The sequence below is a fragment of the Pseudomonas sp. CFBP 13719 genome (assembly GCF_014842095.1).
Lineage (GTDB): Bacteria > Pseudomonadota > Gammaproteobacteria > Pseudomonadales > Pseudomonadaceae > Aquipseudomonas.
Genome location: NZ_JACYVB010000003.1, coordinates 681,233 through 698,893 on the forward strand (window position 1 = coordinate 681,233; position 17,661 = coordinate 698,893).

15 protein-coding genes are annotated in these 17,661 nt (G+C 62.1%); 8 read left to right on the forward strand and 7 right to left on the reverse strand.

All coding sequences use genetic code 11. The features are described from left to right. Nucleotides 1-4: 4 nt before the first annotated feature. Genes IFT57_RS13375 through IFT57_RS13390 form a run of 4 tightly spaced genes read left to right on the forward strand, consistent with a single transcriptional unit; the run spans nt 5 to nt 3,933 of the window. Nucleotides 5-1,030: an ABC transporter substrate-binding protein gene (locus IFT57_RS13375; protein ID WP_192059732.1), complete on the forward strand. Its 1,026-nt coding sequence runs from the start codon at nt 5-7 to the stop codon at nt 1,028-1,030. Further along, nucleotides 1,015-1,953, forward strand: a complete 939-nt coding sequence (locus IFT57_RS13380) for an ABC transporter permease (RefSeq protein ID WP_122477681.1) — start codon at nt 1,015-1,017, stop codon at nt 1,951-1,953. Before IFT57_RS13375 ends, IFT57_RS13380 begins: the two co-directional genes overlap by 16 nt. Before the next feature lie 6 nt (nt 1,954-1,959). Then, on the forward strand, nt 1,960-2,769 hold the full coding sequence (locus IFT57_RS13385) for an ABC transporter permease (RefSeq protein WP_192151695.1): 810 nt from the start codon (nt 1,960-1,962) through the stop codon (nt 2,767-2,769). 9 nt (nt 2,770-2,778) lie between these two features. After that, nucleotides 2,779-3,933 carry an ABC transporter ATP-binding protein gene (locus IFT57_RS13390; protein ID WP_192151696.1) on the forward strand — a complete coding sequence of 385 codons (1,155 nt, stop codon included), beginning with the start codon at nt 2,779-2,781 and terminating at the stop codon, nt 3,931-3,933. A gap of 87 nt (nt 3,934-4,020) precedes the next feature. Here the strand turns inward: IFT57_RS13390 and IFT57_RS13395 are convergent, their stop codons facing one another. Further along, nucleotides 4,021-5,424: a purine-cytosine permease family protein gene (locus IFT57_RS13395; protein ID WP_122797060.1), complete on the reverse strand. Its 1,404-nt coding sequence runs from the start codon at nt 5,422-5,424 to the stop codon at nt 4,021-4,023. A gap of 237 nt (nt 5,425-5,661) precedes the next feature. Between IFT57_RS13395 and IFT57_RS13400 the strand changes: the two genes are divergently transcribed. Together IFT57_RS13400 and IFT57_RS13405 are read left to right on the forward strand one after the other, a co-directional pair. Continuing rightward, nucleotides 5,662-6,147 carry a flavin reductase family protein gene (locus IFT57_RS13400; RefSeq protein ID WP_122477673.1) on the forward strand — a complete coding sequence of 162 codons (486 nt, stop codon included), beginning with the start codon at nt 5,662-5,664 and terminating at the stop codon, nt 6,145-6,147. Nucleotides 6,148-6,219: 72 nt separating this feature from the next. Next, a complete protein-coding gene (locus tag IFT57_RS13405) occupies nt 6,220-7,257 on the forward strand; it encodes an LLM class flavin-dependent oxidoreductase (protein WP_192151697.1) in 1,038 nt (345 codons plus the stop codon). Nucleotides 7,258-7,300: 43 nt separating this feature from the next. Here IFT57_RS13405 and IFT57_RS13410 read toward each other — a convergent pair whose 3' ends face one another. After that, nucleotides 7,301-8,383: an NAD(P)H-dependent flavin oxidoreductase gene (locus IFT57_RS13410; protein WP_192151698.1), complete on the reverse strand. Its 1,083-nt coding sequence runs from the start codon at nt 8,381-8,383 to the stop codon at nt 7,301-7,303. Nucleotides 8,384-8,438: 55 nt separating this feature from the next. Continuing rightward, entirely contained in the window at nt 8,439-9,626 is a 1,188-nt protein-coding gene (gene hmpA, locus IFT57_RS13415; protein WP_192151699.1) for an NO-inducible flavohemoprotein, read from the reverse strand. Nucleotides 9,627-9,750: 124 nt separating this feature from the next. Here hmpA and norR point away from each other — a divergent pair, with 124 nt between their 5' ends. Next, a complete protein-coding gene (gene norR / locus IFT57_RS13420) occupies nt 9,751-11,337 on the forward strand; it encodes a nitric oxide reductase transcriptional regulator NorR (protein WP_192151700.1) in 1,587 nt (528 codons plus the stop codon). Between the two features lie 59 nt (nt 11,338-11,396). Here the strand turns inward: norR and umuC are convergent, their stop codons facing one another. Then, on the reverse strand, nt 11,397-12,674 hold the full coding sequence (umuC, locus tag IFT57_RS13425) for a translesion error-prone DNA polymerase V subunit UmuC (protein WP_122715595.1): 1,278 nt from the start codon (nt 12,672-12,674) through the stop codon (nt 11,397-11,399). After that, nucleotides 12,661-13,089, reverse strand: a complete 429-nt coding sequence (locus IFT57_RS13430) for a LexA family protein (RefSeq protein ID WP_192151701.1) — start codon at nt 13,087-13,089, stop codon at nt 12,661-12,663. Before IFT57_RS13430 ends, umuC begins: the two co-directional genes overlap by 14 nt. A gap of 95 nt (nt 13,090-13,184) precedes the next feature. On the opposite strand from IFT57_RS13430, the gene IFT57_RS13435 reads away from it, so the two are divergent. Then, a complete protein-coding gene (locus IFT57_RS13435; RefSeq protein ID WP_192151702.1) occupies nt 13,185-13,883 on the forward strand; it encodes an SOS response-associated peptidase family protein in 699 nt (232 codons plus the stop codon). A gap of 24 nt (nt 13,884-13,907) precedes the next feature. Here the strand turns inward: IFT57_RS13435 and IFT57_RS13440 are convergent, their stop codons facing one another. Both IFT57_RS13440 and uvsE read right to left on the reverse strand, forming a co-directional pair. Continuing rightward, nucleotides 13,908-16,325 carry a glycoside hydrolase family 65 protein gene (locus IFT57_RS13440; RefSeq protein WP_244657308.1) on the reverse strand — a complete coding sequence of 806 codons (2,418 nt, stop codon included), beginning with the start codon at nt 16,323-16,325 and terminating at the stop codon, nt 13,908-13,910. 88 nt (nt 16,326-16,413) lie between these two features. After that, nucleotides 16,414-17,433, reverse strand: a complete 1,020-nt coding sequence (gene uvsE, locus IFT57_RS13445; RefSeq protein WP_192151703.1) for a UV DNA damage repair endonuclease UvsE — start codon at nt 17,431-17,433, stop codon at nt 16,414-16,416. Nucleotides 17,434-17,661: the final 228 nt, after the last annotated feature.

A 17,661-nucleotide genomic window follows, 5' to 3' on the forward strand; every position in this document is an offset into this window, starting at 1 on the left:
CAAGATGGTATTCAAAAAACGTGCGATAGCGGTGTTGGCCGCAGCGACGCTGGCGTTCACGGCAGGCACTGCCGTGGCAGCCGAGACGCTGAGCTTCGTTAGCTGGGGCGGCACCACCCAGGACGCGCAGAAGTCGTCGTGGGCCGATCCGTTCAGCAAGAGCAGCGGCACCGCGGTGGTCATGGATGGACCCACCGACTACGGCAAGCTCAAGGCCATGGTCGAGAGCGGCAACGTGCAGTGGGACGTGGTCGACGTGGAAGCCGATTTCGCCTTGCGTGCGGCCAGCGAAGGCCTGCTTGAACCCATGGACTTCAAGGTCATCGACCGCACCAAGCTGGACCCGCGCTTCGTCTCCGACTACGGCGTGGGCTCGTTCTACTTCTCCTTCGTGCTGGGCTTCAACGAAGGCAAGGTCGGCGCCGGCAAACCTCAGGATTGGACTGCACTGTTCGACACCAAGGCCTATCCCGGCAAACGCGCACTGTACAAGTGGCCCAGCCCAGGCGTGTTGGAGATCGCCCTGCTGGCCGACGGCGTCGCCGCCGACAAGCTCTATCCACTGGACCTGGACCGCGCTTTCAAGAAGCTCGATTCGATCAAGAAGGACATCGTCTGGTGGGGCGGCGGCGCCCAGTCCCAGCAGCTGCTGGCCTCGGGCGAAGTCACCATGGGTCAGTTCTGGAACGGTCGGGTCTACGCCCTGCAACAGGACGGTGCTCCGGTGGGCGTGAGCTGGAAGCAGAACCTGGCGATGGCCGATTTCCTGGTCGTGCCCAAGGGCTCGAAAAACAAGGAGGCAGCCATGCGCTTCGTGGCCAACGCCACCGGTGCCAAGGGCCAGGCCGATTTCTCCAATCTGACGGCCTACGCCCCGGTCAACACTGAAAGCGTGCAGCGCCTGGACTCGGTTCTGGCGCCCAACCTGTCGACCGCGCACGTTGACGACCAGATCACTCTGGACTTCGCCTACTGGGCCAAGAATGGCCCCTCTATCGCGACACGGTGGAACGAATGGCTGGTCAAGTGAAGCTGTCCTCGCCTTCCGCCCTCGGCAGCACCGGGGGCGCCGCCGGCGGCCCTGGTGCGCTGCGCGCCGCCCAGCCGCGCCCGAGCTTGATCCAGCGCTGGCGCGGGTCGAGCAACCTGATCCCGGCGTTGGTGTTCCTCGGCCTGTTCTTCTTCGCCCCGCTCATTGGCCTGCTGCTGCGCGGCGTGCTGGAGCCGACACCGGGGCTGGACAACTACCGCGAACTGTTCGCCAACTCGGCCTATGCGCGGGTGTTGTTCAACACCTTTTCGGTGGCCGGGCTGGTGACCCTGTTCAGCGTGTTGCTGGGCTTTCCGCTGGCGTGGGTGATCACCTTGGTGCCACGGGGCTGGGGCCGCTGGATCTTCAGTATCGTGCTGCTGTCGATGTGGACCAGCCTGCTGGCGCGCACCTACTCCTGGCTGGTGCTGCTGCAGGCGTCGGGGGTGGTCAACAAGTTGCTCATGGCCCTGGGCATCATCGACCAGCCATTGGAGATGGTGCACAACCTGACCGGGGTGGTGATCGGCATGAGCTACATCATGATTCCGTTCATCGTTCTGCCGCTGCAGGCCACCATGCAGGCCATCGACCCGATGGTGCTGCAGGCCGGTGCCATCTGCGGCGCCAGTCCGTGGACCAACTTCTTCCGGGTATTCCTGCCGCTGTGCCGCTCGGGACTGTTCTCCGGTGCTTTGATGGTGTTCGTCATGTCGCTGGGCTATTACGTCACTCCGGCGCTGTTGGGTGGCGCGCAGAACATGATGCTGCCCGAGTTCATCGTGCAACAGGTGCAATCCTTCCTCAACTGGGGTCTGGCGAGCGCTGCCGCCGCACTGTTGGTGCTGATCACCCTGGTGCTGTTCTATTTCTATCTGAAGCTGCAACCGGAATCCCCGGTCGGCTCCAGCAATTCGAGGTAAGTCATCATGCTTCTTACCCCCAATGCCATGAGTCGACGCCTGCGCGTGGGCCTGTACCTCACCACGGGGTCGATCGGCCTGTTCCTGCTGTTGCCGATCGTCTTCATCGTGCTGCTGTCGTTCGGCTCGTCCCAGTGGCTGGTGTTTCCGCCACCGGGCTGGACCACCAAGTGGTACCTGCAGTTCTTCGCCAACCCGGAGTGGATGGCGGCGGCCTGGTCGAGCTTGAAAGTCGCTGCGCTGACAACGTTGTTCGCGGTACTGCTGGGCCTGCCGACTGCCTTCGCGCTGGTGCGCGGCAAGTTTCCGGGCCGCGAGTTGCTGTATGCCTTGTTCACCCTGCCGATGATCGTGCCGGTGGTGATCATCGCGGTGGCCGTGTATGCGCTGTTCCTCAAGCTGGGCTACACCGGCACGGTGTTCTCGTTCGTGGTCAGCCACGTGATCGTCGCCCTGCCCTTCACCATCATTTCGATCATCAACTCGCTGAAGCTGTTCGACCAGTCCATCGAGGACGCTGCGGTGATCTGTGGTGCGTCGCGCCTGCAGGCAATCTTCAAGGTGACGTTCCCGGCCATTCGTCCGGGCATGGTCGCCGGCGGCCTGTTCGCGTTCCTGGTTTCGTGGGATGAAGTGGTCCTCAGCGTGATGATGGCCAGCCCCACCCTGCAGACCCTTCCCGTGAAAATGTGGACCACCCTGCGCCAGGACCTGACGCCGGTGATCGCCGTCGCCTCGACGCTGCTGATCGCCCTGTCGGTGCTGGTCATGGTGGCTGCCGAAATCATTCGTCGCCGTAACCCCGTCAACGCCTAGGAGCTGGACATGAGTGCTGTGATCAAACAACAGGCCGTGCAGGCCGGCGACACCTTGGTCAGCCTTCGCGGCCTGAACCGTCATTACGGCGATTTCGCTGCGGTCGACAATATCGACCTGGACATCAAGAACGGCGAGTTCCTGACCTTCCTCGGCTCCAGTGGCTCGGGCAAGAGCACCACCCTGTCGATGCTGGCAGGCTTCGAGACACCCAGTTCCGGCGAGATCCTGGTCAGCGGCCAGTCGCTGGTCAACGTGCCGCCGCACAAGCGGGGTATCGGCATGGTGTTCCAGCGCTATTCGCTGTTTCCGCACCTGTCGGTGCGCGACAACATTGCCTTCCCCCTGGACATCCGCAAACTGGGCCGCGCCGAGCGTGATCGCAAGGTCGATGCAATGCTCAAGCTGGTGCAGCTCGAGGCCTTCGCACACCGTCGCCCGTCGCAGCTGTCCGGTGGCCAGCAGCAGCGCGTTGCCATCGCTCGCGCGCTGGTCTACGAGCCGCGCATTCTGCTCATGGACGAGCCCTTGGGCGCGCTGGACAAGAAGCTGCGCGAAGACCTGCAGGATGAGCTGCGCCAGCTGCACCGGCGCCTGGGCATCACCATCGTCTACGTGACCCACGACCAGGAAGAGGCCATGCGCCTGTCACAGCGCATCGCCATTTTCAGCCACGGCAAGATCGTCGGACTGGGCAGCGGCTACGACCTCTACCAGAACCCGCCCAATGCCTTCGTAGCCTCGTTTCTGGGCAACTCCAACTTCATCAAGCTGACCACCACCAGCAATGGTACCGGCAGCTTCGAAGGCGCCAGCCTGGGCATGCGCCTGACACCCGGCGCCAATGCCGGCCAGCAGGTCCTGCTGATGGTACGTCCCGAGAAAGCCCAGGCATTGAGCGCCGCGCACGCTGCAGAGCAACCGCTGCTGCCGGGCTGGAACCAGATCGCCGCCACGGTCACCGAGACGCTGTTTCTCGGCGAGAGCCAGACCTGCAGCGTCGTGACCCAGGGTGACACGCCGATGACGGTCAAGGCCTTGTCTGCAGCCGGCATGCCCTTGCAGGCCGGTGAGCGGGTCCAGGTGCGCTGGGCGGCGGCGGATGCCTGCGTGTACACCCAGTGGGAAGACGCTGACCTCAACAAGGCGGCTGGCGCGCACTGAGTCGCCGCCGTAGCCACCCCTCTGCGCAACGCAAAAGGCCCCGAGTGATCGGGGCCTTTTTGCAGGTGCTGTTTCTGTCGGTTCGAACTACTTGGCGTACCCGGCGCGAACACGTTCTGCGCGCTGTTGCTTGCGCGTGGCCAGGCAGTAGAACAGTGGGCAGGTGACCACGATGCCGACCAGCCAGGAGAGGTCGGCACCTTCGACCAGGTGGGCATAGGGGCCGACATACAAGGCCGTGTTGGCGAACGGCAACTGCACGGCAATGCCACAGGCGTAGGCGATGATCGCGTGCCAGTTGAAACGGCCGTACTGCCCGCCGTCGGCGGCGAAGATCGACTCGATGTCGTAGTTGCCGTATTTGATCAGGTAGAAGTCGATCAGGTTGATGGAGGCCCAGGGGACCAACACCAGCAGCAGTGCCAGGATCAAGCCGATGAAGTCCTGGATGAAGTCACCCGAGGCGCCCACCGCCACCAGACAGCAGCCACTCAACACCAGCGCCGACAGCACGATGCGTACTTTCACGCTGGGCGTCCAATGGGCCACGAAGGTCTGCACGGCGGTGACGATGGCCAGTACCGCACCGTACAGGTTCAGGGCGTTGTGGCTGATGATGTTGAGCAGGAACAACAGCATCAACAACGGGCCCAGCGCCCCGGTGGCCTGCGCCACGGCAGTCATCGCTTCGGTGCCCGGCGGCGTTGCAAGCACCACCACCGCGCCGAAACTGAACGACAGGATGGTCCCCAACGTGGCCCCGGCATAGGTGGCCCAGAATGGTTTGGCGATGCCGATATCGGTCGGCAGATAGCGCGAGTAATCCGATACGTAGGGCGAGAAGCTGACCTGCCAGATCACCCCCAGCGACACCGTGGCGATGAACCCCGCCAGGGTGAAACCGCCGCGGGTAAGGAAGTCGACTGGTAACGGCTGACTGAACACGAAGGCGAATCCGGCGAGCAGTGCGCCGCCCATCACCCAGGTACCGATCTTGTTCAAGGTGTGAATGAACCGGTAGCCCAGCACGCCGATGGCGGTGGCGGCCAAGGCGCCGATCACACTGCCCACGGGCAACGAGATCGGCTCGACCATCGCGTGGATCGACTTGCCCGCCAGCACGATGTTGGAAATGAAGAAACCGACATAGATCAAGGCGGCGAAAAACACGATCAGCAACGCACCGAAGCGGCCGAACTGTCCGCGGCTCTGGACCATCTGCGGTATGCCCAGTCGCGGCCCCTGGGCCGAGGACAAGGCGATGACCAGCCCACCCAGGCAGTGCCCGAGCACGATGGCCAGCAGCCCCCAGGCAAGGTTGAGGTTGAACACCTGTACCACCATGGCGCCGGTCACGATCGGCAGCGGCGCGATGTTGGTACTGAACCACAGCGTGAACAGATCCCGCGCCCGCCCATGGCGCTCGGTGGCGGGGACCTGCTCGACGGTGTAGCTCTCGATCAATGGGTCTTGCGATGAACGCTCGGACATAGTCTTTCACTCGAGTCTGTTGTTGTTCTTGTAGGAATCCGGATCGATGCAACGACCCGCTTCTGATAGACAGACCATATTACGGTATACCAAGAAAAGGCAAGTGGATCGCTCAGCCTCGCCACCCCCAAGCCGTTGCCAGTTGTGTATCTCGGGACTGAAATTCAGGGTTGCACAAACATTTCTTTGGTATACCATCAGACCAACAAATATTCGAATAAACGAGAGGTGCCTTTGATGATCGATGCCGAAATCTACAAACAAGTCATGGGCTCGTTTCCCTCTGGCGTAACCGTGATCACCACACTGGACGACGAGGGCCAACTGGTCGGCATGACCGCCAGTGCCTTCAGCTCGCTGTCGATCGATCCGGCCCTCGTGCTGTTCTGCCCCAACTACAAAGCCGACTCCTACCCCCACCTGATTCGCAGCAAGCGCTTCGCCATCCATCTGCTTTCCAGCGACCAGCAGGCTGAAGCCTATGCCTTCGCCAGCAAAGGCAAGAACAAGGCCGATGGGATCGAGTGGAGCATGAGCGCTCTGGGTAATCCGGTACTCAAGAATGCCATTGCGGTCATCGAGTGCGAGCTGTGGCGCGAATACGAGGGCGGTGACCACGCAATCATGGTTGGCGCGGTGAAAAACCTGCTGGTACCCAGCGCCCCGCAAAGCCCGTTGGTCTACTGCCGCGGCAAGATGGGCGCCCTTCCCGCTTTCGCCTGACATTCCCATGCCCGGGCTGCGGCAAGCCCCCAGCCGGGACGAATCACCGCCAACAGATCCGAGGTAGGCAAGATGAGATTTTCGCTGTTCGTGCACATGGAGCGCTGGGATGACAAGACCAGCCACCGGCAACTGTTCGAAGACCTGACCGAACTGACCCTGATGGCCGAAAAAGGCGGGTTCGGCACGGTGTGGATCGGCGAGCACCACGCCATGGAGTACACCATCTCCCCGAGCCCCATGCCGTTGCTGGCCTACCTGGCCGGCAAGACCACCACCATCCACCTGGGCGCAGGCACCATCATCGCGCCGTTCTGGCACCCGCTGCGGGTCGCTGGCGAATGCGCACTGCTGGATGTGATCAGCAACGGGCGCATGGAAGTCGGCCTGGCTCGCGGCGCCTACCAAGTCGAATTCGACCGCATGGCCGGTGGCATGCCGGCCAGCAGCGGCGGCAATGCCCTGCGCGAAATGGTACCGGTGGTGCGCAAACTGTGGGAAGGCGACTACGCCCATGATGGCGAGATCTGGAAGTTTCCCACCTCCACCAGCGTGCCGAAGCCGATCAAGACGCCGCCGATGTGGATCGCCGCGCGCGACCCCGACTCGCACAACTTCGCCGTCGCCAACGGCTGCAACGTCATGGTCACGCCGTTGATGAAAGGCGACGAGGAAGTGGTCGATCTCAAGAACAAGTTCGAAGCGGCGTTGGCGAACAACCCGGACGTACCGCGCCCGCAACTGATGGTGCTGCGTCACACCCACGTTCACGCCAGTGACGACCCTGACGGCTGGAAGGTTGGCGCCACGGCGATCTCGCGCTTCTACCGTACCTTCGACGCCTGGTTCGGCAACAAGACCACTCCGGTCAACGGCTTCCTCGAGCCCAGCCCGGAATCCAAGTTCGCCGAGCGCCCCGAGTTCGAACTGGAGAACATCCGCAAGAACACCATGATCGGTACGCCCGAACAGATCATCGCGCGCATCAAGTACTACCAGGAACTGGGCGTCGACGAGTTCAGCTTCTGGTGCGACAACAGCCTGCCCCATGCAGAGAAGAAAAAGTCGCTGGAACTGTTCATCAATGAAGTAGTGCCGGCGTTTCGATAAGCTTGAAGCGTCAGTGAAAGAACCGGGCACTTGCCCGGTTTTTTCATGAATGACTGAAGCGAGAGGCCGCCTGCATTTCTTCGACAAGAACCTGGACAAGCCTTTGCGCAGGCAGCTCCCTGGCCAGCGGTGCGCCCTGGCCCGCCCACTGGGCTGCAAAATCGTGGCATCCCTTGGCGCTGGCCGCTGCATGCAGGGCTTTGGCAACATCGTAGGCCAACGGATACTCGGCTGGCAGGGGAACGCTGTCGGTTCCGGACTCCAGGTACAGACGATTCGGAATCCCGCGGGCCGGTCGGCCCGATACATAGCTGGTAACCCGTGTCTGACTCGCCTTCGCGCCTTTCAGCGCCTGCCGGTGCTCCTGGGTTGCACACGACTCCGGACACAGGATGAACGCCGTTCCCAACTGACAGGCACTAGCGCCGAGCATCATCGCGGCATTTATCCCGGCACCATCCATGATCCCTCCTGCGGCGATGACAGGCAGATCCACGGTTTCACTGATGATGCGCAACAGCGCGAACAGGCCCATCTGCTGGTCTTGACCGAACCCATCATCGAACACCCCACGGTGCCCGCCGGCTTCGTACCCTTGGGCAATGATGGCCTGAACGCCGGCGCGCTCCAGTTGCTGTGCTTCGGACAACGTCGTTGCGCAACCGATGATGTAGATACCCGCCGACTTGAGCTCGTCGATCCACTGCACTGGCGGCGCGCCGAAATGAAAGCTGACGACAGACGGTTTCTCTTCGACGAGCATCTCGAGCATGGCTCGATCATCGACGAAGCTTTTGTAGATTTCTCTCAAGACCGGCGGAGGTACAGCGTCGAACTCTGGAAAGAAACTTGAAAGATACTGCAGCCACGCATCGTTTCTGGCGCGGTCGAACGCAGCCGGGCGATGGCAGAACATGTTGACGTTGAAGGGCCCCTGGGTGAGCGCCCTGGTCTGCCGGATCAACTCACGCCCCTGCTCTGGCGTACTGGCCCCCAGACCGATGGAGCCCAATGCCCCAGCGTTGGAAACAGCCGCTGCCAATTGCGGCGTCGAGACACCTACCATGGGCGCTTGAACGATCGGATGCGTGATTCCCCATTCGGACAGCATGTCGGGTTTCGGCATTTCTCATCCCTCCTCTCGATTGGTCGTGCCGGTTAGCGATCCGACCTGACCGGTGCTAGACCAACGCTTCTGCAGGTCCGAAAAACTCATAATGCGCCTGGCCGTCCGGTACGCCCATTTCATGCAGGCTTCGCTTAATGAACGCCATGAACGGCTTGGGGCCCAGAAAATAGGCTTCCACGTTTCGGTCAGCGGGCAGCCATTGCTGCAGCTGCTCTATCGAAGGCATGCCGACGGCGTCAGGTTGTGCTGCTGAATCGGCACTAGCCTCGTTGTAAACGATGTACGCCCTGAACTGCGGGAAGCGTTGCTGCCACTCACGGAGCTGGTCTCTGAACGCTTGAGCCTGGGCATTTTTCGCATAGTGGATGAATACCACAGGACGATCACCTGCCTGCAGCGCAGTTTCACCCATAGGGATCGTCGGCGTGATACCCACCCCGCCACTGATCAGCACCAATGGCTTGGTACCGTCTGCCAGCGTGAAGTTGCCGGAAGGTGGAAACATCTCGAGCGCCGATCCGGCGACGACCTGGTCGTGCAGATAATTGGATACCACACCAGTGGGCTCGCGCTTCACACTGATGCGCAGCCCCACCCCCGAGGATGGCGCCGACAGTGAGTAACTGCGACGGTGCTCGGCCCCATCGATGTTCAGGCGCAAGCTGATGTATTGCCCCGGCTTGTGAGCGATGACCGGTTTGCCATCGACCGGCTCCAGGTAGAAGGATGTGATCTCGCTGCTTTCAGGCACTTTGCAGGCGACCCGGAACATGCGCCCACCGCGCCAACCACCGGGTGCGGCGGCGACGCTTTCGTACACCTGTTCTTCAGCACTGATCAAAATGTCGGCCAACTGCTGATAGGCTGCCGCCCACGCGGCTATCACTTCATCGGTGGCGATTTCTTCACCCAGCACTTCACGAATCGCGCGCAACAGGCAGGCACCCACGATCGGGTAGTGCTCCGGAAGGATTTGCAGGGCGACATGCTTGTTGACGATCTGGCTTGCCAGCGGTCCCAGGTTTTCCAGGCGGTCGATATTGCGGGCATACATCAGCACGCCGTTGGCCAGCGCCCGAGGCTGCGAGCCGTTTGCCTGATGCGCCTGGTTGAACAACGGTCTGACCTCTGGATGGCCATCCAGCATGATGTTATAGAAATGCGTAACCAGTGCCTCACCCCCCGTTTCCAGAAGGGGGATGGTCGCTTTGATGATGTCGCGCTGAGATTGAGTGAGCATGTAAACTCCAGATGCAGATGGGTGATATCTTCATAGCAACCGCCATGCCACACAAAAAACCCAATAAAATCAGTCCTTCATCTATTTTAAAGAGTCTTTCCGACTCGGTTAAAAAGACTCGAATATGAAAGGCAAGGTCATTTCGACTCAGTCATCACGGGCTCTTCAAGCGCTTCTGCCACTGCTGAGCGACCTCACCGCGCAGATCAGCGCAGAACACCGTTACCAGCGTGTGCTCGATGCACTGCGTGAATTGGTACCCACCGATGCCGTCGCCATCCTGCGCCTTGAAGATCACGTGCTGATACCCGAAGCCGCCCATGGGCTGGCGGTGGATGCCATGGCGCGACGGTACCCGGTGGACAGCCATCCGCGTTTGAAAGCGATCGTCGAGGCACCCGGAGCGATACTGTTTGCACCCGACTGTCCTTATCCGGACCCCTATGACGGCCTGATCGGCGCCAGCGCATTGCCTGTGCACGACTGCATGGGCTGCGCCCTGCGCATCAACGAAAAAATCTGGGGTGTTCTGACCCTGGACGCGTTGAAGGTGGGTCAATTTTCCGAGGACGATCTGCAGACGGTGGAAACGTTCGCTCGCCTGGCTGCCGCCACGGTGGTGGCAGCCGGGCATTTCGACGAGCTGATGCGCACCCTCGAGGGCGAACGCAAGCGGGCCGATGCCTACCGACTGGCCCACCAGGGCGGACCTCAACGGATGATCGGGACCAGCGAGGCATTCAAACAGTTGCTGGGGGAAATCGACCTGGTGGCGCCCAGCGAGCTGACGGTACTCATTACCGGTGAAACGGGCGTTGGCAAAGAACTGGTGGCGCGTCGGCTCCACAGCCACTCTCACCGTGCCGACAAGCCGATGATCAGCGTCAACTGCGCCGCCTTGCCGGAACACCTTGTCGAAAGCGAACTGTTCGGTCACGTCAAAGGCGCGTTTTCAGGCGCCGTCGAGAACCGCCTCGGCAAATTCGAAATGGCCAGTGGGGGCACGCTGTTCCTCGATGAAATCGGCGAGCTGCCGCTGTCGGTGCAGGCCAAGCTGCTGCGGGTGCTGCAAGGCGGTGATGTGCAGCGCGTGGGCTCCGACCGCTCACACGTGGTGGATATTCGTTTGCTGGCCGCGAGCAACCGCGACTTGGCCGAAGAAGTTCGGACAGGTCGATTTCGCGCCGACCTCTATCATCGTCTGACCGTGTACCCGTTGCGCGTACCGCCACTGCGAGAGCGCAAGGAGGACATCCTTCTTCTGGCAGGCGCGTTCGCCGAGGAAAATCGGTACCGCATGGCACTGCCTCCGGTGCGGTTCGCCGTCCAGGCCAAACAGGCGCTTGGGCAATACACGTGGCCGGGCAATGTTCGCGAGCTGGAACACCAGATCGCCAGGGCCGTATTGAAGGCAAAAAAGCGGGTTTCAGGTTCAGCCCGTAAAGACATGCTCGTTCTGATAGCAGACGACTTCGACCTGCCGGTTGCGGTGACAACAGTGAAAGCAGAGCCCTCTGGTTCACCCGATCCAATTCGGTCCGTGCCTGTCGACTACAAGGCCGCCGTGGATGACTACAAGAAAGAGCTTCTGGAAAACGCACTGATCCAGCATCAAGGCAATATCACCGCTGCCGCCAAGAGCCTCGGTCTGGACCGAGCCAATCTGGCAAGGCTTGCGGCACGGCTTGGTGTCAGCGTTCAGCGCGTGTAGGAACGAAGCGCCGGGTGCCGCGTCTTCTGCAGCGCCTGGCTACCGGCACGATGGGAAGATCACCCCCTGACCGTCCACAGCTGCTCGAGCTGCGTCGTATAGCTCTGGCTCATCATCTCCCGACGCATGCCCCAGTCCGGGTTGGTCGGCACCGCCGCCGGGCGCAAAGTCCCCCTGCCCCAACGACCGTTGACCTGGTCGAGGACCTGCATCAGCCGCTCGGCGGCGGCCGGTTGCGCGCTGGCGAACAGGTCGTCGGTGAACTCGCCGCGCTGGCACAGGCCCAGCAGGAGGATTTCCGCCTTGCTGTAGGTGAAGCCGCTGCGAAAGATGAATTCCAGCCCCTGCACCGCCGCCTTGGTCAACAGGCGTACATCGTCGGTGGGGTACGGCAGCTGCACCACCACGCCGTTGGCGTACTTGGCTTCCAGCGGATTGAGCATGCCGGTGCGCACGCTCACGCGCAGCTGCCGACACAACGAATGCTGCGCCCGCAGTTTTTCCGAAGCGCGCATCACGTAGCTGGCCACCGCCTCGCGGATCGGGGCGATCTCGGTCAGGCGCTTGCCGAACATCCGGCTGCAGCAGATTTCCTGCTTGGGCGGATCGGGGTCTTCGAGCGCCAGGCAGGGCGTGCCGCCCAGTTCACGAGCGGTCTTTTCGATCACCACGCTGAACCGGCTGCGCAACAGCGCAGGGTCGGCGCAGCTCAGGTCCCAGGCGGTGGCGATGTTCATGCCCTGCAGGTGCGCGCTCATCTTGCGCCCGATGCCCCACACATCGCTCACCGGGGTGACCTTCAACAGGCGATCGCGGCGACCGGCCTCGCGCAGGTCGAGCACGCCGCCCAGCTGTTTATGCCATTTCTTCGCAGCGTGGTTGGCCAGCTTGGCCAGGGTCTTGGTGCCGGCAATCCCCACGCCTACGGGGATGCCAGTGCGCCGGTAGACCTGTTCACGAATGTCGCGGCCAAGGGCGTCCAGATCCTGGTGCATGCCGGTGAGGTCGGCGAACGCTTCGTCGATGCTGTAGACCTCAAGGGCCGGCACCATGGACTCGATGATGCACATCACCCGTTCGCTGATGTCGCCGTACAGCGCATAGTTGGAGGAAAACGCCACGATGCCATGCTGGCGCAGCAGGTCCTTGATCTGGAAATACGGCGACGCCATTTTCACCAGCGCCTTGGCTTCGGCAGACCGGGCGATCACGCAGCCATCGTTGTTGGACAGGACCACGATCGGCGTCTTCGCCAGGTCCGGGCGAAACACCCGCTCGCAGCTGGCGTAGAAGCTGTTGCAGTCGATCAGGGCGAAGACCGGCTCATTCCTTTTCATGGGCACGTACGCTGAAGGTGACCACGCCCCAGATCAGCAACTCGTCGCCTTCCATGATGTAGCGCGGCGGGTAATCGCGATTGGCCGACTTGAGAATCACCTCGCGACCGCGCTTGTGCAGGCGCTTGCACACCGGTTCGCTGTTCACCGCCGCGATGACGACATGGCCATGCTCGGCCTCGATCGAGCGATCCACGATCACCAGATCGCCGCAGAAAATCCCGGCGCCCTGCATGCTGTCGCCCTGAATGCGTACCAGGTAGATGTGCGGTGCGCGGATTTCCAGCAGCTCGTCCAGCGAGATGCGCTGTTCCATGTGGTCGGCCGCAGGCGAGGGAAAACCGGCCGGGACCTTGAACGAATACAGCGGATGCGCGGTGCTGCTCTGGGCGAGCGGGCCAAGAATGGTGATCATGGGATTGCCTGGTATTGATACTGTACGAATATACAGTTAACTTTGTAAGAACCTTGAGGTCAACCAAAGACCGCGACAATCTGACGGAGAACACCATGTGTGGTCGCTACTCGATGTACGAAGCGATGGAGGTCTATCTGCGCGAGTTGGCCCCGCGTCAGCAGGTCATCAGCTACGTCGATCCACAGCCGCAGGCGCGCTACAACATTGCGCCGACGCAGCGGGCCATGGTGTTGCAGGGCACTGAGCAAGGCCTGCTGATCGATTCGGTGAAATGGGGCTGGGCGCCTTTTTGGGCCCATGGCAAGCGCCCTGCCCCGATCAACGCCCGGGTCGAAACGGTCGCGACTGGAAAGTTCTTCAAGCAACTGTGGCCCAATGGGCGCGTACTGATACCTGCGAACGGCTGGTACGAATGGGTCAAGGATGCCGACGATCCGAAGAAGAAGCAGCCGTGGTTCATTCATCTCGCGGATGACACGCCGATGTTCTTCGCCGCCCTGGCGCAGGTCACACCTGGGCTGGAACCCGGTGAAGGCGATGGCTTCGTGATCATTACCGACGCCAGCAACGAAGGCATGGTCGATATCCACGACCGCCGCCCCGTGGTGCTGGCGCCGGAGCAGGCGCGGGAATGGCTGGAGGCCGACCTGAGTGCCGAGCGCAGCATCGAGATCGCCCAGCATGAGGGACGGCCAGTGGCCGATTTCCGATGGCATACGGTGAGCAAGGCCGTCGGCAATGTGCGCAATCAAGGCTCCGACCTGATTGCGCATATTGACCAAGCGTCCTGACGCCCTCCTCGCCGCCTGCTGAACTCAGCCGCTGACGTTGACCGACGAACCCGGCTCGAGTTGTTCCGTGCCCAGCGCGTGGATCAAGGTGATGGGCTGAGTCGACAGCGCACGCAGGTGCACGGTGATCACTTCATCGACGCGCGTCACGTCTACCCACTGCCCATGAAACTGCATCGCCAGGCTGACATCGCCCAGACCCGGCGGTGGTGCCGGGAACACCCGCAGCCCTTCAACGGCTGGAAACACGCCCAGGTAATGTCGTTGCATGACGTCAAGGGCGCCGGACATGGCTGCCAGGTGGACCCCTTCGCGCACGCCGCTGTCGGGCTTGGCGTCCAGGTCGGTGCGCAGGCAGTGCTGGTAGTACATCCACGAGGCATCACTGTCGGTATGAGCCAGCGCACCGGCGCAGACGGTTTTCGACAGGCTCGATTCGTGGAAGACGTGGCCCAGGTGATAGTCCATGGTGCGCCGTGCGATGTCGTCGTCGAACGGGTAGCGCAAGCGAGCGAACAGGGCGTGTAGCTGTTCATTGGACAACAGGTAGAACAGCATGAGGGTGTCGGCCTGCTTGCTGACCTGATAGTGGTCGCAATGATCACCGCGGGCTTCGAGCATCCAGTCCAGGCGTGGGTTGTCCTCGCTTTTCCACTCATCCGGCGCGGGCTGCAATCGTTCGAAGCCCTCGAACTGATCGAGCACACCGTCGGCGGTGAATGGCAAGAACATGTTGCGGCTGACATGCTCCCAGTGCGATGCCTCGTCGGGACGCAGCGCCAGGCGTTCGACGAGGTCTTCGCGCAGCGCCGTCGGCAGTCGCTGCAGGACGTCCAGTGCACGGCACAGCGTCCACACCGCCATCAGGTTGGTGTACGCGTTGTTGTCCAGGCCCGGTTGCTCGGCATGGGGGTAGGCGTTGTGGTATTCGTCGGGGCCGATCACGCCTTCGATGACGTAGCGCTGCCGGGACTCGTCGAAGCGCGCCACGCTGGCCCAGTAACGCGCGACCTCGATGATCAGGTCGCCGATCTTTCCGGCCAGTTGCTGTTCGTCGCCAGTGGCCAGGTACAGCGTCCAGGCGTCGTAGGCCACGGCCGAGCCGATGTGTCGCTGCAGGTGCGTCGGGTCGGGCACCCAGTTGCCGGAAATCGGGTAGTACTGGAACGGCGGGGTCTGTTCCTCGCCGTCGTGGGCGCTGCGCCACGGAAACATTGCGCCGGAACAGCCTAGCCGAGCGGCTCGGCGCCGTGCTGCTGGCAGACGCGCATGGCGATAGTCGAGCAACGAGCTGGCCAGCTCGGGACGGTGGGTGGCGAACAACGGAAAGGCGAACAGCTCGTCCCAGAACACCTGGCCGAAGTAGCCCTCCTGCCAACCGCGCGCCGGAAACCCCAGGTCATGGCCTGTGCTCAGTGCAGAGACCGTTTGCTGGATATGCCAGCCAGCGAACTGCAGGGGGTGATCGACGGCCGGATCGGCAACGCGGATGCGCCCATATGCCCACGTGTCCTGCCAGGCCTGCTCATGGGCCGCCAGCAACTGGGCATGGCTGGTGTCGGGCAGTGCCGCCATGCTGCTCGACAGTCCGTGAAACTCGTCGTCGACTTGAACGATGACACGCTTTTCCAGTACCAGCGGGCCGCGCTCGGGCCACTCCACCGTACCCTCCTGCACCAGGCGATCATCCACCACCTGACCCTGCCACTGGCACGGCGCTACGGTCTGCACGGCCACCGCTACTTTGCGCGAAGCGTCTTCAAGGGTCGCCACCACCCCTGCCCGACCATCTGCCAGGTGTTCCCAGCGATGGCTGTGCAAACGGCGCCCTTCGTAGTCGCGGTCGCGCTCGATCAGGTAGTTGCCGCGGCTGTTGTCCAGCGTCGTCCGCACGCGCAGGCCGGTCAGCGGCTTGTCGGCATGCAGCTCCCAGCGCAGCACTGCCAATTGTGCATTGGCGAGGCTGACGAAACGGGTCTCGACGAGTTCCACCGGAACGTCGGCCAACAGCAACGACAGCCGACGGGTCAGAACACCGCGCTGCATGTCGACATGCTGGTGATAGGACTGCAGGGTGTCCGGGCCAAGCTCGAACCACGGCTGGTGATTGAGCGACAGCGTCAACCCGAAAGGGTCGGGCAAGTTGACCAACGCTGCGGTATGGGTGGTGGTGCCGTTGACCTGGCGTGCGGCATCGTCGTACCAGCCCGCCCGGTACAGGCCGGGGTAATGCCCGTCGGGCCGTGGCACGGCGCAGGCCTCGGGCGAACACGCGCGCCACGAGATAACCCCGTTGGCCAGGGTGAACAGCGCTTCGCGGCGCTGTTCGTCGTCGAGGTCGAAATGGTCGAAGGCCAGGGAATGGGTCGGGCAATCCTTCATGGGCGTGGCCCACGAGCGTGCAATGGGGCGAGAGCGGTAACCGGCGTAAGCGTCATGCAAGAATTCCTCGAGTGTGCAGGCGTCGATAGTCCTCAATGCAGACCCATGCACAGGCTCTAGGTTCGGCCTCTTGGGGGGTGCGCAGTGGTTACATCATGTAACGCCGGTGGAACTCCAGGGTGGCCTGATTCTTGTGCTTGGCCTCGAACATGATGTCGAAGCGCTCGAGAAACTGCAGCGCGTAGAGGTTGGTCCAGTTGTTCCACATAAGCTCGCTGTGGCCGTACAGATCGCGCTTGGATACCACCTGCAGCAGCGCGTCCATCTCCAGCTTCTGCTCGGCGCTGAAGCCCAGTTCCTGCAGACGCTCCTGGGGCTGCGAGTAATGCATCACCGGGCGCACGCCGCGCCAGCTGTCGATGATGCGGTCCACGCGGGGATCGTTCGGGTCGATGTAGTCGTTCTCGTTGATCCAGCAGTGGTGGATATCCAGCACCACGGGTGCCAGGTCGGCGAGCTGCAGGCAGTCGTCGACGCCGTAGGTTTTCTCTTCGTTCTCGAAGGTGATGCAGTGGCGCGCCACGCTGGACAAGCGCGGCCAGATCGCGCGGATGCCTTCGGCGCCGAGGCGACCGGCGATGTGCACGTTGCACTTGAAGTCCTGGAACTGCACGCCGTAGCCCATCATGCGGATCATGTCGGCGTGGTACTCGAATTCCGCCAGGCTGTTTTCCACCACCGGTGGTTTGTCCGAGCCCAGCACGCAGAACTGGCCGGGATGGAAAGACAGGCGGATGCCTGAATCGCGCGCCAACTGGCCCATGGCCGCGAAGCGTTCGGCCAGCCACGCCTGGCGCTCGGGCTGCTGGTAGAACGCCGCAACCTGCGGGTGGCTGTAGAACGGCAGCAGGTCGCTGCTCAAACGCAGCATGCGCATGGCTTCGGGCAGTTGCGCCACATAGTCGAGCAATTGCAGTTGCGCCTGCAGGTTGTGGCGGACGACCTCCTGAAGCTTTTCATGAGCCACTTGCGTGGCGACGCTGTTCATCCAGCGCAAGGTGGTGGTGCGGGGGTTGTAGGCGCCCTCGATGAGCTTCAATTCGGCGAGGGTCAGGGCGCGAATCGCATGTCGGTATTGGCAGGCGAAGCCGATGCGGGGAGTGTTCATTCGAATAAGAGCCTGGCATTCAAGTAGGTAGGTCATAGACAACCGTAGCCAGCGTTCCTCTCTCCTTACCGCTACACCGTCGGGCAAATTGACAGACGCCCTGCGCCACTCTTAATCTGTAGCCAACACATTGTAAATTGGTATTACCAATTCAGCTTGCTCCCGGCAGATATCCAACAACAATCAGGGAATCCGACCCATGCCAACGAACAGTCCAGCCTGCGCCGC

Bases quoted from the DNA above. Each gene is read 5' to 3' on its own strand.
- IFT57_RS13375 (WP_192059732.1), top strand. From the start codon at position 5: ATGGTATTCAAAAAACGTGCGATAGCGGTGTTGGCCGCAGCGACGCTG.
- IFT57_RS13380 (WP_122477681.1), top strand. From the start codon at position 1,015: ATGGCTGGTCAAGTGAAGCTGTCCTCGCCTTCCGCCCTCGGCAGCACC.
- IFT57_RS13385 (WP_192151695.1), top strand. From the start codon at position 1,960: ATGCTTCTTACCCCCAATGCCATGAGTCGACGCCTGCGCGTGGGCCTG.
- IFT57_RS13390 (WP_192151696.1), top strand. From the start codon at position 2,779: ATGAGTGCTGTGATCAAACAACAGGCCGTGCAGGCCGGCGACACCTTG.
- IFT57_RS13395 (WP_122797060.1), bottom strand. From the start codon at position 5,424: ATGTCCGAGCGTTCATCGCAAGACCCATTGATCGAGAGCTACACCGTC.
- IFT57_RS13400 (WP_122477673.1), top strand. From the start codon at position 5,662: ATGATCGATGCCGAAATCTACAAACAAGTCATGGGCTCGTTTCCCTCT.
- IFT57_RS13405 (WP_192151697.1), top strand. From the start codon at position 6,220: ATGAGATTTTCGCTGTTCGTGCACATGGAGCGCTGGGATGACAAGACC.
- IFT57_RS13410 (WP_192151698.1), bottom strand. From the start codon at position 8,383: ATGCCGAAACCCGACATGCTGTCCGAATGGGGAATCACGCATCCGATC.
- hmpA (WP_192151699.1), bottom strand. From the start codon at position 9,626: ATGCTCACTCAATCTCAGCGCGACATCATCAAAGCGACCATCCCCCTT.
- norR (WP_192151700.1), top strand. From the start codon at position 9,751: ATGAAAGGCAAGGTCATTTCGACTCAGTCATCACGGGCTCTTCAAGCG.
- umuC (WP_122715595.1), bottom strand. From the start codon at position 12,674: ATGAAAAGGAATGAGCCGGTCTTCGCCCTGATCGACTGCAACAGCTTC.
- IFT57_RS13430 (WP_192151701.1), bottom strand. From the start codon at position 13,089: ATGATCACCATTCTTGGCCCGCTCGCCCAGAGCAGCACCGCGCATCCG.
- IFT57_RS13435 (WP_192151702.1), top strand. From the start codon at position 13,185: ATGTGTGGTCGCTACTCGATGTACGAAGCGATGGAGGTCTATCTGCGC.
- uvsE (WP_192151703.1), bottom strand. From the start codon at position 17,433: ATGAACACTCCCCGCATCGGCTTCGCCTGCCAATACCGACATGCGATT.